This is a genomic window from Streptomyces sp. NRRL S-37, assembly GCF_000721605.1.
In the GTDB taxonomy this organism is placed as follows: Bacteria; Actinomycetota; Actinomycetes; order Streptomycetales; family Streptomycetaceae; genus Streptomyces.
On record NZ_JOIZ01000004.1, the window covers coordinates 16722 to 31276 of the forward strand.

At 71.1% G+C, this 14555-nt stretch carries 13 protein-coding genes and 1 pseudogene; 9 read left to right on the top strand and 5 right to left on the bottom strand.

The annotated features are described in order from the left end of the window. Positions 1-48 precede the first annotated feature (48 nt). The 3 genes from IH50_RS0105675 (at position 49) to IH50_RS0105685 (ending at position 4428) form a co-directional block, all read left to right on the top strand. The gene (locus IH50_RS0105675) at positions 49-564 is read left to right on the top strand and encodes a hypothetical protein (RefSeq protein ID WP_030857942.1); all 516 of its coding nucleotides are present in this window, start codon (positions 49-51) and stop codon (positions 562-564) included. 69 nt (positions 565-633) lie between these two features. After that, positions 634-2910, top strand: coding sequence for an ATP-dependent RecD-like DNA helicase (locus IH50_RS0105680; RefSeq protein WP_030857944.1), 2277 nt, complete (start codon positions 634-636; stop codon positions 2908-2910). Positions 2911-3138: 228 nt separating this feature from the next. Beyond that, positions 3139-4428, top strand: a complete 1290-nt coding sequence (locus tag IH50_RS0105685) for a citrate synthase (RefSeq protein WP_030857946.1) — start codon at positions 3139-3141, stop codon at positions 4426-4428. Between the two features lie 709 nt (positions 4429-5137). Here the strand turns inward: IH50_RS0105685 and IH50_RS0105690 are convergent. Both IH50_RS0105690 and IH50_RS0105695 read right to left on the bottom strand, forming a co-directional pair. Further along, entirely contained in the window at positions 5138-7471 is a 2334-nt protein-coding gene (locus IH50_RS0105690) for a heavy metal translocating P-type ATPase (RefSeq protein ID WP_030857948.1), read from the bottom strand. A 134-nt stretch (positions 7472-7605) separates the two neighbouring features. Then, on the bottom strand, positions 7606-7845 hold the full coding sequence (locus tag IH50_RS0105695; protein ID WP_030857950.1) for a heavy-metal-associated domain-containing protein: 240 nt from the start codon (positions 7843-7845) through the stop codon (positions 7606-7608). A gap of 154 nt (positions 7846-7999) precedes the next feature. Here IH50_RS0105695 and IH50_RS0105700 point away from each other — a divergent pair, with 154 nt between their 5' ends. After that, a complete protein-coding gene (locus IH50_RS0105700) occupies positions 8000-9043 on the top strand; it encodes a zinc-dependent alcohol dehydrogenase family protein (protein WP_030857952.1) in 1044 nt (347 codons plus the stop codon). A 2-nt stretch (positions 9044-9045) separates the two neighbouring features. On the opposite strand, the gene IH50_RS0105705 is transcribed toward IH50_RS0105700, so the two are convergent. Beyond that, positions 9046-9246: a helix-turn-helix transcriptional regulator gene (locus IH50_RS0105705; RefSeq protein WP_030857954.1), complete on the bottom strand. Its 201-nt coding sequence runs from the start codon at positions 9244-9246 to the stop codon at positions 9046-9048. Between the two features lie 425 nt (positions 9247-9671). Here IH50_RS0105705 and iolC point away from each other — a divergent pair, with 425 nt between their 5' ends. The 3 genes and pseudogenes from iolC (at position 9672) to mmsA (ending at position 12489) form a co-directional block, all read left to right on the top strand. Next, a complete protein-coding gene (gene iolC / locus IH50_RS0105710; RefSeq protein ID WP_030857956.1) occupies positions 9672-10622 on the top strand; it encodes a 5-dehydro-2-deoxygluconokinase in 951 nt (316 codons plus the stop codon). An 80-nt stretch (positions 10623-10702) separates the two neighbouring features. After that, positions 10703-10807, top strand: a pseudogene (locus tag IH50_RS43500) (5-deoxy-glucuronate isomerase); the annotation flags it as partial. A 179-nt stretch (positions 10808-10986) separates the two neighbouring features. Beyond that, complete coding sequence (mmsA, locus tag IH50_RS0105715) at positions 10987-12489, top strand: CoA-acylating methylmalonate-semialdehyde dehydrogenase (protein WP_030857959.1); 1503 nt, start codon at positions 10987-10989, stop codon at positions 12487-12489. Between the two features lie 281 nt (positions 12490-12770). Here mmsA and IH50_RS41560 read toward each other — a convergent pair whose 3' ends face one another. Both IH50_RS41560 and IH50_RS0105720 read right to left on the bottom strand, forming a co-directional pair. Continuing rightward, complete coding sequence (locus IH50_RS41560; protein ID WP_158801169.1) at positions 12771-12935, bottom strand: hypothetical protein; 165 nt, start codon at positions 12933-12935, stop codon at positions 12771-12773. Beyond that, a complete protein-coding gene (locus IH50_RS0105720; protein ID WP_234328099.1) occupies positions 12932-13159 on the bottom strand; it encodes a hypothetical protein in 228 nt (75 codons plus the stop codon). Before IH50_RS0105720 ends, IH50_RS41560 begins: the two co-directional genes overlap by 4 nt. Positions 13160-13289: 130 nt before the next feature. Between IH50_RS0105720 and IH50_RS0105725 the strand changes: the two genes are divergently transcribed. Next, positions 13290-14117: a helix-turn-helix domain-containing protein gene (locus IH50_RS0105725; RefSeq protein WP_030857963.1), complete on the top strand. Its 828-nt coding sequence runs from the start codon at positions 13290-13292 to the stop codon at positions 14115-14117. Then, positions 14114-14329: a DUF397 domain-containing protein gene (locus IH50_RS0105730; RefSeq protein WP_030857965.1), complete on the top strand. Its 216-nt coding sequence runs from the start codon at positions 14114-14116 to the stop codon at positions 14327-14329. Before IH50_RS0105725 ends, IH50_RS0105730 begins: the two co-directional genes overlap by 4 nt. Positions 14330-14555: the final 226 nt, after the last annotated feature.

The window sequence follows — 14555 nt, forward strand, 5'->3', positions numbered from 1 at the left end:
CGTCCCGCCCGGCGGATCCCCCGCCGCGCTTTCACCCTGGAGCCCGCTTTGTCCTTACGGACGACCACCCGCCCCGTACCCCTGCTCCTGTCGGCCGTGCTCGCGGCCGGAACGCTCACCGGCTGCGCGCTGGGGGAGCTCGCCGGGGACTGCGAGGGGACCGACGGCCGGGTGAAGGAGATGGCCGCGCTCGGCATCCTCGACTCCCGGCCCGCCGGGGCCACCGTCGCCCGCGGCTTCGAGAAGGTCGACGCAGGCTGCTGGGCGGACAGCGGCGACGTCTCGGTGTACGCGGGCCGGACCTACGCCTTCCCCGGCACGGAGGCCGACGTCGTCGCCCACTACCGGACGGCAGCGGTACGGGACGGATGGGATCCGGACCCCGAGGCCCCGTCCGGTGAACCGTGCTTCGTCAAGGAGGACATGACCCTGCGGGTCGTCTTCCTCACCGCCGAGGGCCTCGCGGAGGACGGCCACGGAAGCCGCCCCGACCTCACCACCGGGGCCGGTTACTCGGTCAACGCCGACTCGTTCGTGGACAGCGGTGCCGAGGCGGGCTGCTAGAGCCAGGCCGTTTGGACGGGGCGCCCGGACAGGGCGCCCCTTGTCACACCCCACGGGTACCGTCGGATCATGTCCAACCAGTCCGCAGCAGCCTCCCCCGGCGAACGCCGGCTCGCCACGCTCGAAGGCGTGCTGGAGCGCATCACGTACGCCAACGAGGAGAACGGCTACACGGTCGCCCGCGTCGACACCGGCAGGGGCGCCGGTGACCTGCTCACCGTCGTCGGCGCGCTGCTCGGTGCGCAGGTGGGGGAGTCCCTGCGGATGGAGGGGCGCTGGGGGTCGCACCCCCAGTACGGCAAGCAGTTCCACGTCGAGAACTACACGACCGTGCTGCCCGCCACCGTCCAGGGCATCCGCCGCTACCTCGGCTCCGGCCTGGTCAAGGGCATCGGCCCGGTCTTCGCCGACCGCATCACGCAGCACTTCGGCATCGACACCCTCACCATCATCGAGGAGGAGCCCAAGCGCCTCATCGAGGTCCCCGGGCTCGGCCCCAAGCGGACCAAGAAGATCGCCGACGCCTGGGAGGAGCAGAAGGCGATCAAGGAGGTCATGCTCTTCCTCCAGACCGTCGAGGTGTCCACCTCCATCGCCGTGCGCATCTACAAGAAGTACGGCGACGCCTCCATCTCCGTCGTGAAGAACCAGCCCTACCGGCTCGCCGCCGACGTCTGGGGCATCGGCTTCCTCACCGCCGACAAGATCGCCCAGTCCGTCGGCATCCCGCACGACAGCCCCGACCGGGTGAAGGCCGGCCTGCAGTACGCCCTCTCGCAGGCCACCGACCAGGGGCACTGCTACCTCCCCGAGGAGAAGCTGATCGCCGACGCGGTGAAGCTGCTCCAGGTGGACACCGGCCTGGTCATCGAGTGCCTCGCCGAGCTCGCCGCCGAACCGGAGGAGGACGGCGAGGACCCCGGCGTCGTACGGGAGAAAGTGCCCGCCCCCGACGGCGGCGACCCCGTCACCGCCGTCTACCTCGTCCCCTTCCACCGCGCCGAGCTGGCCCTCTCCGCCCAGCTGCTGCGCCTGCTCCGTACCGACGAGGACCGGATGCCGGCCTTCCGGGACGTGGCCTGGGACAAGGCGCTGGGCTGGCTGAAGGGGCGTACGGGCACGGACCTCGCCCCCGAGCAGGAGGCCGCCGTCAAGCTGGCGCTGAGCGAGAAGGTCGCCGTCCTCACCGGCGGTCCCGGCTGCGGCAAGTCCTTCACCGTCCGGTCGATCGTGGAACTGGCCCGCGCGAAGAAGGCCAAGGTGGTCCTCGCCGCCCCGACCGGCCGCGCCGCCAAGCGCCTCGCCGAGCTGACCGGGGCCGAGGCCTCCACCGTCCACCGCCTCCTCGAGCTCAAGCCCGGCGGTGACGCGGCCTACGACCGGGACCGCCCGCTCGACGCCGACCTGGTGGTGGTCGACGAGGCGTCCATGCTGGACCTCCTCCTCGCGAACAAGCTGGTCAAGGCCGTGCCTCCGGGCGCCCACCTGCTCTTCGTCGGCGACGTCGACCAGCTGCCCAGCGTCGGCGCGGGCGAGGTGCTGCGGGACCTCCTCGCCGACGGCAGCCCCGTTCCCGCCGTGCGGCTCACCCGCGTCTTCCGCCAGGCCCAGCAGTCCGGCGTGGTGACCAACGCGCACCGGATCAACGCCGGGCAGCACCCCGTCACCGACGGCATGAAGGACTTCTTCCTCTTCGTCGAGGACGACACCGAGGAGGCCGGCCGGCTCACCGTCGACGTGGCCGCCCGGCGCATCCCGGCGAAGTTCGGCCTCGACCCCCGCCGGGACGTGCAGGTCCTCGCCCCCATGCACCGGGGCCCGGCCGGCGCGGGCACGCTCAACGGGCTGCTCCAGCAGGCCATCACCCCCGGCCGCCCCGACCTCGCCGAGAAGCGGTTCGGCGGCCGGGTCTTCCGCGTCGGCGACAAGGTCACCCAGATCCGCAACAATTACGAGAAGGGGGAGAACGGCGTCTTCAACGGCACCGTGGGCGTGGTCACCGCCCTCGACCCGGTCGACCAGCGCCTGACGGTGCTGACCGACGAGGACGAGGAGGTGAGCTACGAGTTCGACGAACTGGACGAGCTGGCGCACGCCTACGCCGTGACCATCCACCGTTCCCAGGGCAGCGAGTACCCGGCGGTCGTCATCCCGGTGACCACGGGCGCCTGGATGATGCTCCAGCGCAACCTGCTGTACACGGCGGTCACCCGGGCCAAGCGGCTGGTCGTCCTCGTCGGCTCCCGCAAGGCGATCGGACAGGCGGTGCGCACGGTCTCCGCGGGCCGTCGGTGCACGGCGCTGGACTTCCGCCTCGCCGGCTCCCGTCTCTCGGCCCCCGCGTGACCCCTGTGAGCGGCCCGTCATCAAAAAATGATCGATCAAATGAGTCACGAAGGTCACAGAGCCCTTCCGGACAGGGGACACAGGGGGCAGTATGGGCAAGTTGGCGGCACTCAGTGCCGCCGATAGGCCCGATGGTCGACCCCGAGTGCACTCTCCTGCGCCGAGTGGGGGATGGTGGAGACAGTCAGGGCACCTCGAAGATGAGGCACTAGGTCGGTGAGGGAAGACGTGAGCGACAACTCTGTAGTACTGCGGTACGACGGCAGCGAGTACACCTACCCGGTGATCGACAGCACCGTCGGCGACAAGGGCTTCGACATCGGGAAGCTCCGCGCACAGACCGGTCTGGTGACACTGGACAGCGGCTACGGCAACACCGCCGCCTACAAATCCGCCGTCACCTATCTGGACGGCGAGGCCGGCATCCTCCGGTACCGCGGCTACCCGATCGAGCAGCTGGCCGAGCGTTCCACCTTCCTGGAGGTCGCCTACCTGCTGATCAACGGCGAGCTGCCGACCGTCGACGAGCTGTCCGCGTTCAAGGGCGAGATCACGCAGCACACCCTGCTGCACGAGGACGTCAAGAACTTCTACAAGGGCTTCCCGCGCGACGCCCACCCGATGGCCATGCTGTCGTCGGTCGTCTCCGCGCTGTCGACGTTCTACCAGGACAGCCACAACCCGTTCGACGAGCAGCAGCGCAACCTCTCCACGATCCGGCTGCTCGCCAAGCTTCCGACGATCGCGGCCTACGCGTACAAGAAGTCGGTCGGCCACCCGTTCGTCTACCCGCGCAACGACCTCGGCTACGTCGAGAACTTCCTGCGCATGACGTTTTCGGTCCCGGCGCAGGACTACGAGCTCGACCCGACGGTCGTCGCGGCGCTCGACAAGCTGCTGATCCTGCACGCGGACCACGAGCAGAACTGCTCGACCTCCACCGTGCGCCTGGTCGGCTCCTCGCAGGCGAACATGTTCGCCTCGATCTCCGCCGGCATCTCCGCCCTGTGGGGCCCGCTGCACGGCGGCGCCAACCAGTCGGTGCTGGAGATGCTGGAGGGCATCCGCGACGCCGGCGGTGACGTCGACTCCTTCATCCGCAAGGTGAAGAACAAGGAGGACGGCGTCCGCCTGATGGGCTTCGGCCACCGGGTCTACAAGAACTTCGACCCGCGCGCGAAGATCATCAAGGCTGCCGCGCACGATGTGCTGTCCGCCCTCGGCAAGTCCGACGAGCTGCTGGACATCGCGCTGAAGCTGGAGGAGCACGCGCTCTCCGACGACTACTTCGTCTCGCGCAGCCTCTACCCGAACGTCGACTTCTACACCGGTCTGATCTACCGGGCCATGGGCTTCCCGACCGAGATGTTCACGGTCCTGTTCGCCCTCGGCCGCCTCCCGGGCTGGATCGCCCAGTGGCACGAGATGATCAAGGAGCCGGGTTCCCGCATCGGCCGCCCGCGCCAGATCTACACGGGCGTCGTCGAGCGGGACTTCGTCCCGGTCGAGGAGCGCTGACACCTGCCCGGTGCGGGGGCGTGCCCTTGAGGGCGCGTAACAGCTCGTCGCTGTAGGAGCGTGGGCGACTGCGGGCCGGTCTGTGGCTGGTTGCGCCCACGCGGCGGAGCCGCATATCGGCACAGTCCCGCGCCCCTGGGTGTGTCGCACAACCGCACACGAGCCCGCGTCCCTATAGGCGTGTTGCGCAACCGCGAAGAAGAAGGCGCCCCGGCCGACGGTCCCCCCACGGGCCGACGAGCCGGGGCGCCTTCCCATGTCCCGGTGCGGATTCCCCCCACGGGATCCGGCCGGGCGTCTGTGAGGACAGCGCCTGAATCGCTGTGTGAGTGCGGGCGGACCTGAACCCGCCGCACTCGTCGGTGTGTGCGGTCTGCCGGGACAGCGCACGTTCGGGAGGGCCGCTCAAAGCTCCCCGCTGGGTACGTGCCCCGGCAACGCAATCTCCGGAGAAAGTCCCCCAAGACATTCCCCAGATGTCAGGAAGCGCCCCCCAAGACGCTGCCCGACATCGCCAACTTAGACCTTCGAACCCCTTCGATGGTTACGTTCAGATCACTGTGATCTGCGTCTCTTGCACATCCCCTCAAGGTACGCAAGAGCCCGCAAACCGCTCACGGGACTCAAGCGTAAGGAAGATGCGCGAGCCGTGTGAAGAGCTTATGTGAGGGTCGTACCGGACGACAGGGGTACACCCCAACTTGAGACCTCAATGAAACGCCCGCAGGCGCAGGCTGTTCGTCACCACGAAGACCGAGGAGAACGCCATCGCCGCACCGGCGATCATCGGGTTCAGCAGCCCGGCCGCGGCCAGCGGCAGCGCGGCCACGTTGTAGCCGAAGGCCCACACCAGATTGCCCTTGATCGTGCCGAGTGTCCTGCGGGACAGCCGTATCGCGTCCGCGGCCACCCGCAGATCGCCGCGGACCAGGGTCAGATCGCCCGCCTCGATCGCCGCGTCCGTGCCGGTGCCCAGGGCGAGACCCAGATCGGCGACGGCCAGCGCGGCCGCGTCGTTGACGCCGTCGCCGACCATGGCGACGCTGTGTCCCTCGTCCCGCAGCCGCCGTACGACGTCGGCCTTGTCCTCGGGCAGCACCTCGGCGATCACCCGGTCGATGCCCACGGTCCGCGCCACCGCCTCGGCGACGGCCTTGTTGTCACCGGTCAGCAGCACCGGCGTGAGCCCGAGCGCGCGCAGCTCGCGCACCGCCTCGGCGCTGGTCTCCTTCACGGCGTCGGCGACCGCGAGGACACCGCGCGCCACCCCGTCCCAGCCGGCCACGACGGCCGTACGCCCGTCCCGCTCGGCCTCCTCCTTCGCCCGCGCCAGCTCCGGCGGCACCTCGTCGAAGAGGCGCCCCACGGCCACCTCGTGGCCCCCCACGCGCCCGCGTACGCCCCGGCCGGGGACGTTCTCGAAGTGCTCGGCGCGAGGCAGCGCACCCACGCGCTCCTCGGCGCCCGCGGCGATCGCCTGGGCGATCGGGTGTTCGGAGGCGTGCTCCAGGGCGCCGGCGAGGCGCAGGACCTCGGTCTCGTCGGTGCCGTCGGCGGTGTGGACGGCGAGCAGGGTCATGCGGCCGGTGGTGACGGTGCCGGTCTTGTCGAGGACGACGGTGTCGACGCGGCGGGTGGACTCCAGGACCTCGGGGCCCTTGATGAGGATGCCGAGCTGGGCGCCGCGTCCGGTGCCGACCATCAGCGCGGTCGGCGTGGCGAGCCCGAGGGCGCAGGGGCAGGCGATGATCAGGACGGCGACGGCGACGGCGGCGGTGAACGCGGTGACGGTGTCGCCCGTGGCGCCCAGCCACGTCCCGAAGGTGCCGGCCGCGATCAGCAGCACCACCGGGACGAAGATCCCGGCGATCCGGTCGGCGAGCCGCTGCACCTGCGCCTTGCCGTTCTGCGCCTCCTCGACCAGCTTCGCCATCCGGGCGAGCCGCGTGTCGGCGCCGATCCGGGTCGCCTCGACGACGAGCCGTCCGCCCGCGTTGACCGTGGCGCCGGTGACGGTGTCGCCGACGGTGACGTCCACCGGGACGGACTCGCCGGTCAGCATGGACGCGTCCACGGCGGAGACGCCCTCCACCACCGTGCCGTCGGTGGCGATCTTCTCCCCGGGCCGTACGACGAACAGGTCGCCCACGGCCAGCCGCTCCGCCGGGATCCGCACCTCCCGCCCGCCCGCCCGTCTCCCACCACCGCCCTCAACCGAGAGCGCTTCGCGCTCGCCCTCCTCGTATCGGAGCACGGTCACGTCCTTGGCGCCCAGCTCCATCAGCGCCCGCAGGGCCGCTCCCGCACGGCGCTTGGAACGGGCCTCCAGATAGCGGCCGAGGAGGATGAGCGCGGTGACGCCCGCAGCGACCTCCAGGTAGATCGTGGAGGCGCCGTCGGTGCGGGCGACGGTGAGTTCGAAGGGGTGCCGCATGCCGGGCATGCCCGCGTCGCCGAGGAACAGCGCCCACAGGGACCAGCCGAACGCGGCGAGCGTGCCGACGGAGACCAGCGTGTCCATGGTGGCCGCGCCGTGCCGGAGGTTGGTCCAGGCGGCCCGGTGGAAGGGGGCGGCGCCCCAGACCACGACGGGCGCGGCGAGGGTGAGCGAGAGCCACTGCCAGTTGTCGAACTGCAGCGGCGGGACCATCGCCAGGAGGACGACGGGGAGGGCGAGGAGCGCGGAGACGGTGAGGCGCCGGCGCAGGGCGGCCTGCTCGGGGTCGGCCTTCCGCGAGGCGGACGTCTCGTCCTGCGGAGACTGCGAGGACTGCGGGGACCGCGGAGGCGCGGGTTCCTCGGCGGTGTACCCGGTCCGCACCACCGTGCCGATCAGGTCGGCGACCTCGGTGCCCGGCGGGTAGGCGATCCGCGCCTTCTCCGTCGCGTAGTTCACCGTGGCGGTGACGCCGTCCATGCGGTTGAGCTTCTTCTCGACGCGGGCCGCGCAGGAGGCGCAGGTCATCCCGCCGATGAGCAGCTCGACCTCGGAGAGGGCCGGCTGCCCGGCGGCCGGTGCCTCGGGGGCGGTGGTGCTGGTCATGTCCGTATCTCCAGGGGCGAAGTCCGCGGTTCCGGGGACGAGGTCCGGGGTTCCGGGGGCGGTGGCGTGCCGGGCCGCGGGGAACGGGTGGCCGGTACGGCCCGGTTCACGCCGTGCGGGGGCTCGGGACCGGCTCAGGCGGTGCCCGCCAGCTCAAAGCCGGCCTCGTCGACGGCGGCGCGGACGGCCTCCTCGTCGAGCGGGGCCGCGGAGACGACGGTCACCTCGCCGGAGGAGGCGACCGCCTGCACCGAGCTGACCCCGGGGAGCTGGGAGATCTCGCCGGAGACGGCGCCCTCGCAGTGCCCGCAGCTCATCCCGCTCACCTTGTAGACGGTGGTGACGGAGCCCTGGGTGTCGGTCTGGGAGGTCATGTCATTGCTCCTCGTCGAGGCGTAGATGATGGGTGGAGGGTGGTGCGGGCCCACACGGGTCACGGGGGACCTCAAGACCCTCCTGCCACCCAGCTTATACCCCTAGGGGGTATAAATCCACGACGGTCGGGCCGAACGGAAGGCGGGGCGGGTCATGCGGGCGGTGGTGTTCGAGCGGTACGGGGAACCGGCCGAGGTGCGGGAGGTCGCGGACCCGGAGCCCGCGGAGCACGGGGTCGTGGTCCGCGTCGAGGCCACCGGCCTGTGCCGCAGTGACTGGCACGGCTGGCAGGGCCACGACCCGGACATCACCCTCCCGCACGTCCCCGGCCATGAACTCGCCGGGACCGTCGAGGCCGTCGGCGCCCGCGTCACCGGCTGGCGCGCCGGGGACCGGGTCACCGTCCCCTTCGTCTGCGCCTGCGGTTCCTGCCCCGCCTGCGCGGCCGGCGACCAGCAGGTGTGCGAGCGCCAGACCCAGCCCGGCTTCACCCACTGGGGCTCCTTCGCCCAGTACGTGGCGCTGGACCACGCGGACGTGAACCTCGTCGCCGTCCCCGACGGGATGTCCTTCGCGACGGCCGCCTCGCTCGGCTGCCGTTTCGCCACCGCCTACCGCGCGGTGGTGCAGCGGGGCCGGGTGGCGGCGGGGGAGTGGGTGGCCGTGCACGGCTGCGGCGGGGTGGGGCTGTCGGCGGTGATGATCGCCGCGGCGGCCGGTGCGCGCGTCGTCGCCGTCGACGTGTCACCGGGCGCCCTCGACCTGGCACGGAGGTTCGGCGCGGCGGAGTGCGTGGACGCGACGGCCGTACGGGACCCCGCCGAGGCGGTCCGCGACCTCACCGGCGGCGCCCACCTCTCCCTGGACGCCCTCGGCGCGCCCGCCACCTGCGCCGCCTCCGTCGACAGCCTGCGCCGCCGGGGCCGCCACGTCCAGGTCGGCCTGCTGCCCTCACCCACGGGCACCACACCGGTCCCCATGGCCCGCGCCATCGCCCTCGAACTCGAACTCCTCGGCAGCCACGGCATGGCCGCGCACACCTATCCCCCGATGCTGGAACTGGTGCGCGCCGGCGTGCTCCGCCCCGACCTGCTGGTGACCTCCACCATCGCCCTGGACGCCGCCCCGCCCGCCCTCGCGGCCATGGGCGGGGCGGGGGCGGGGGCGGGCGTGACCGTCATCGAACCCTGGAGCTGACCTCAGCCGTTCCCGCGGCCCCGGTTGCCCGGACGGGAGGCGACCCACGCCCGGACGGTGTCGGCGTACCAGTAGGGCTTGCCCCCCTCCACATGGTCGGGCGGGGGCAGCAGCCCGTGCTTGCGGTACGAGCGGACGGTGTCCGGCTGCACCTTGATGTGGGCCGCGATGTCCTTGTAGGACCACAGCGATCGGTCGGTCATGGTGGGCACCTCCCCGCGCGCACCACGGCGACGGCCGGGGGCGGCCGTCAGGGGGGAACCGGGCGTGCGCTGGTGATCAGGCATGCGTTGTGCCCGGTCAACGAGGCCCGTCGGCGGCAGGGCAGGGGTTGTGCGCCGGGTGTGACGGAAGGCCCGCGCACGTGTGACGCCCGTGACAGCGCGGGAGTGTTTGTGACAGGGATGCCACACAGGCGCACGCCGGTCCGTCGGCGAGGCGCGTTGACTTCCCTCGCGGCGGCCGGTCCGGACCTCACGACAGCGGGTCCGGACCTTACGGCGGTGCATCCGGACAGGCCCCGGCAAATCTCGTCCGAATGTCCGGACAAAACATTGACAGGGCTTCGTGCCCGGGGCTAGAAACCGGGGAGGACCACACAGGCGTGGAGCCGTACGAAGGGGACGCGATGGCGTACGACGTGATCACCATGGGGCGGATCGGGGTGGACCTCTATCCGCTCCAGACGGGCGTACCGCTGCCGCAGGTCACGTCCTTCGGCAAGTTCCTCGGTGGCTCGGCGACCAATGTCGCGGTCGCCGCCGCCCGCCTCGGCCGCCGCACCGCCGTGATCACCCGCACCGGCGACGACCCCTTCGGCACCTATCTCCACGAGGCGCTGCGCGACTTCGGCGTCGACGACCGCTGGGTCACCCCCGTCCCCGGTCTGCCCACCCCGGTCACCTTCTGCGAGGTCTTCCCGCCGGACGACTTCCCGCTCTACTTCTACCGCCGGCCCAAGGCACCCGACCTGGAGATCGACGCCCACGAACTCGACCTGGACGCCCTCCGCGACGCGAGCGTCTTCTGGGTCACCGGCACCGGCCTGAGCGAGGAACCCAGCCGTACCGCCACCCTCGCCGCCCTCGCCCACCGCGCCAGGTCCGGCATCACGGTCTTCGACCTCGACTGGCGTCCCATGTTCTGGACCGACCCCGACGCCGCCCGCCCCTTCTACCGCGAGGCCCTGCGCCACACCACGGTCGCCGTCGGCAACCTGGACGAGGTGGAGGTCGCCACCGGCGAGCGCGAACCGCACGCCGCCGCCCGCGCCCTGCTCGCCGCCGGGGTCGAGATCGCGGTGGTCAAACAGGGTCCGAAGGGTGTCCTGGCCATGGACCGCGACGGCCGGACGGCCGAGGTCCCCCCGCTCCCGGTGACCGTCCTCAACGGCCTCGGCGCCGGCGACGCCTTCGGCGGCTCGCTCTGCCACGGCCTGCTGGCCGGCTGGGACCTGGAGAAGACCATGCGGCACGCCAACGCCGCCGGGGCCATCGTCGCCTCCCGCCTGGAGTGCTCCTCCGCGATGCCCACCCCCGACGAGATCGACGCGGCACTCGCCGCCGGGGCCGTCACATGACAACCCCGTACGTCCCCCGGTGCGCCACCACCGGCACCACTCGCACCACCCGTACCACCGGCACTACCGGCACTACCGGCACCACCCCACCGATCGCCTCCGGCGCGGGAGGCCGCTTCGCTTTGGCAGGAGCGAAGAGCGAGCGACGACTCCCCGCCCGCCGCGGCCCCGCGCCGGAGGTTCCGCCGAAGCCCCAGGTGTCTAAGCGGGAACCGAAACGGCCGACACTGTGTCGGGCCCGTCCGGCTGCCCGCACCTGGTGTGATGGACCCGTGGCCGAGCCACCCGAACCGCACGAACCGCACGAGCTGTACGAACGGCACGTCTCCACCCGTCGCCGCCATCTGTGAAGGAGTTCCCGGTCATGACGAAGATCGTCAACCACTGGATCGGCGGCAAGACCGCCGAAGGCGCCTCGGGTACGTACGGCCCGGTGACGGACCCGGCGACCGGCGAGGTCACCACGAAGGTCGCGTTCGCCTCCGTCGAGGAGGTCGACGCCGCGGTCGCCGCCGCCAAGGAGGCGTACCTGAGCTGGGGCCAGTCCTCGCTGGCCACCCGCACCACCATCCTCTTCCGGTTCCGCGCGCTGCTCGACGCCCACCGCGACGAGATCGCCGAGCTGATCACCGCCGAGCACGGCAAGGTGCACTCCGACGCGCTCGGCGAGGTGGCGCGCGGTCTGGAGATCGTCGACCTGGCCTGCGGCATCAGCGTGCAGCTCAAGGGCGAGCTGTCCACGCAGGTCGCCAGCCGCGTCGACGTGTCGTCCATCCGCCAGCCGCTGGGCGTCGTCGCCGGCATCACGCCGTTCAACTTCCCGGCGATGGTGCCGATGTGGATGTTCCCCCTCGCCATCGCCTGCGGCAACACGTTCGTGCTGAAGCCGTCCGAGAAGGACCCGTCGGCCTCGATCCGCCTCGCCGAACTCCTCTCCGAGGCCGGTCTCCCCGACGGCGTGTTCAACGTCGTCCACGGCGACAAGGTGGCCGTCGACCGCCTCCTCGCCCACCCCGACGTCAAGGCGGTCTCCTTCGTCGGCTCCACCCCGATCGCCCGCTACATCCACACCACCGCCTCCGCGAACGGCAAGCGCGTCCAGGCCCTCGGCGGCGCCAAGAACCACATGCTGGTCCTCCCCGACGCCGACCTCGACGCGGCGGCCGACGCGGCGGTGTCGGCGGCCTACGGCTCGGCCGGTGAGCGCTGCATGGCGATCTCCGCGGTCGTCGCCGTCGGCGCGATCGGCGACACCCTGGTGGAGAAGATCCGCGAGCGCGCCGAGAAGATCAAGATCGGCCCCGGCAACGACCCCACCTCCGAGATGGGCCCGCTGATCACCAAGGTCCACCGCGACAAGGTGGCCTCCTACGTGGCCGGCGCGGCCGACGAGGGCGCCGAGGTCGTCCTGGACGGCACCGGTTACACCGTCGACGGCCACGAGAACGGCCACTGGATCGGCATCTCCCTCCTCGACAAGGTGCCGACCACGGCGAAGACCTACCAGGACGAGATCTTCGGCCCGGTCCTGTGCGTCCTGCGCACGGAGACCTACGAGGAGGCCCTGGACCTCATCAACAGCTCCCCCTTCGGCAACGGCACCGCGATCTTCACCCGCGACGGCGGCGCCGCCCGCCGCTTCCAGCTCGAGGTCGAGGCCGGCATGGTCGGCGTGAACGTCCCGATCCCGGTCCCCGTCGGCTACCACTCCTTCGGCGGCTGGAAGGACTCCCTCTTCGGCGACCACCACATCTACGGCAACGACGGCACGCACTTCTACACCCGAGGCAAGGTCGTCACCACCCGCTGGCCCGACCCGGCCGACGCCCCCACCGGCGTCGACCTGGGCTTCCCTCGCAACCACTGAGCCCGCACGGACCGTCACCCCGGCCGGCCGGGGTGACGGTCCACGCCATCCACCGGACGCAACCGCTCCGGGGCCACGGTCCACTCCCGCCCCCCCGCCGACGGGACGCACGAACGCGGTAGGACGCGGACGCTGATCCCCTCGCCAGGGCGGCACGTACGCGGTGACGTCCTGAAGCACTCCGACCCGCCCCGAATCCGGATCCTCCACCAGCGCCCCGCGCGGGATCGCGTCCGTACCGCGCGGCGGCGCGAGCCAGTGCGTATCCGACGGCCGCCCGGTCACCGCAGACCGCCCCGATGACTGCTCCAGCGGTTGAGCTCCCGGAGCCGCTCGCTCAGCTCCCGCGACGGGGCCTCACGCGCGGGACAGCCCCGCAAGCCGGCCAGGAGACGCAGCAGGAGACGGCACTCCTCGGCCGTGAGCGGCCGTGCCTCCTCGCTCACCGCGCGGCGCCCCGCAGAACGGCCGCGAGCTTGCGGGCGGTCGGAAGGTTGCACCGCCCGAGGTCGATCAACGGCTCGGCGTGCCACGCCGCGACCATGGGAACGTCCAGCGCCGGCGAGGGCAACGTGACCCCGACTCCGGCCAGCGCCGCCCCCAACTCCTCCCGTACGGCCTCCGCCCGCTGAATTCCGTTCATCACCGCTTCGAGTTCCTTGTCCGTCATTCACCCGCTCCGATCGCCGGTCACGTAATGCACTCGAATCGTCACGCCACGTGGATGGCGTGACCAGGCCCGACGCGTTGCCGCCCGGCACGGCAGCGGAGGCGGTACGAGGGACAGAGGGGGAAGACCGATGGACGTGCGACCGGGACAGCAGGACACCGGCGAGGACTCCGCGCGCGGCGCGCTCGGCAGCACCCTGCGCTATCTCCGCGAGAAGGCGGGCAAGTCCCTGAGCCAGCTCGCCGACGACACCAACTACGACAAGAGCTACCTGTACCGCCTGGAAGCCGCCGAACGCATCTCCAAGCGTCCGGTGATGGAGGACCTGGACAGGTATTACGAAACCGGTGACCTGCTGGTAAGGCTGTGGAAACTGGCGCGGATGGACGCGTTCGTCGACCACTACAAGGCATTCATGCGCCTTGAGTCCACGGCCAACGTGGTGCACATGTACACCCCGGTCATCCCTGGTCTGCTGCAGACCGAGTCGTACGCCAGAGTGCTGCTCTCCATGTGGCCGCAGCGAAATGAGGAGGAACTGGAGGAGCAGGTCGCTGCCCGCATCGGTCGACAAGAGCTGCTGCACCGCAACCCCCGGCCGACCGTCCGCGCGATCATCGATGAGGCCGCGCTACGGCGTAGCGTGGCCGATCCGCAGACCTGGGCCGACCAACTGACCCACCTTCTCTTTGCGGCGGCGCAGCCATCGATCACTGTCCAAGTGCTGCGGTTCAGTGCGGGAGTTGTGCCGGTACCGGGTGGCTCCCTCCATCTGCTGTGGCAACCGGACGGCAGCTCGGTTGCCTACTTGGAGGGCAGCTCGTCAGGTGATTTGCTTGATGAACAGGACGACATCCTCACGTACCGCTTGGCCTACGATCGGATCCGAGATATGGCGCTCACGCCACGGGACTCGGTGACGTTCATCGAGCGCATCCTGGAGGAACACCGATCATGAGCCGCACTCCCGACCTCGGTGCCGTGAGCTGGCGCAAGTCGAGCTACAGCGAAGGCGGAGCCGACAACTGCGTCGAGGTCGCCGAGGCCCTCCTCACCGTTGTCCCTGTCCGTGACAGCAAGGTTCCGCACGGTCCCGTCCTGCGCTTCCCCGCCTCCGCCTGGACGGCCTTCCTCGGCGAGCTCAAGGAGTCCCGTTCCCCGATGGCCTGATGCGGGGCCGCTCGCCCGCGGAGCACGCCGACGGGACGCGATCTCTCGCGGCCCCTGCCCCCTGGCCGTCCGGAAGGGCGAGCATTCGGCAAGCGAATGTAACTTGCGCGCTCAATCGAGCGGCCAGTGAACACTGGTGGCCGAGATGTTCACGCTTCGGGAGAAGACACATGTCTCCCGGCCCGGGTGGACGGCAGGGCCTCGACGGTCCCGTGCCCTCGAATCA

What these genes read in the sequence shown, in the direction of transcription:
- iolC (WP_030857956.1), top strand. Translation starts at nt 9,672, where the DNA reads ATGGCGTACGACGTGATCACCATGGGGCGGATCGGGGTGGACCTCTAT.
- IH50_RS0105700 (WP_030857952.1), top strand. Translation starts at nt 8,000, where the DNA reads ATGCGGGCGGTGGTGTTCGAGCGGTACGGGGAACCGGCCGAGGTGCGG.
- IH50_RS0105695 (WP_030857950.1), bottom strand. Translation starts at nt 7,845, where the DNA reads ATGACCTCCCAGACCGACACCCAGGGCTCCGTCACCACCGTCTACAAG.
- mmsA (WP_030857959.1), top strand. Translation starts at nt 10,987, where the DNA reads ATGACGAAGATCGTCAACCACTGGATCGGCGGCAAGACCGCCGAAGGC.
- IH50_RS0105720 (WP_234328099.1), bottom strand. Translation starts at nt 13,159, where the DNA reads ATGACGGACAAGGAACTCGAAGCGGTGATGAACGGAATTCAGCGGGCG.
- IH50_RS0105680 (WP_030857944.1), top strand. Translation starts at nt 634, where the DNA reads ATGTCCAACCAGTCCGCAGCAGCCTCCCCCGGCGAACGCCGGCTCGCC.
- IH50_RS0105725 (WP_030857963.1), top strand. Translation starts at nt 13,290, where the DNA reads ATGGACGTGCGACCGGGACAGCAGGACACCGGCGAGGACTCCGCGCGC.
- IH50_RS0105690 (WP_030857948.1), bottom strand. Translation starts at nt 7,471, where the DNA reads ATGACCAGCACCACCGCCCCCGAGGCACCGGCCGCCGGGCAGCCGGCC.
- IH50_RS0105730 (WP_030857965.1), top strand. Translation starts at nt 14,114, where the DNA reads ATGAGCCGCACTCCCGACCTCGGTGCCGTGAGCTGGCGCAAGTCGAGC.
- IH50_RS0105705 (WP_030857954.1), bottom strand. Translation starts at nt 9,246, where the DNA reads ATGACCGACCGATCGCTGTGGTCCTACAAGGACATCGCGGCCCACATC.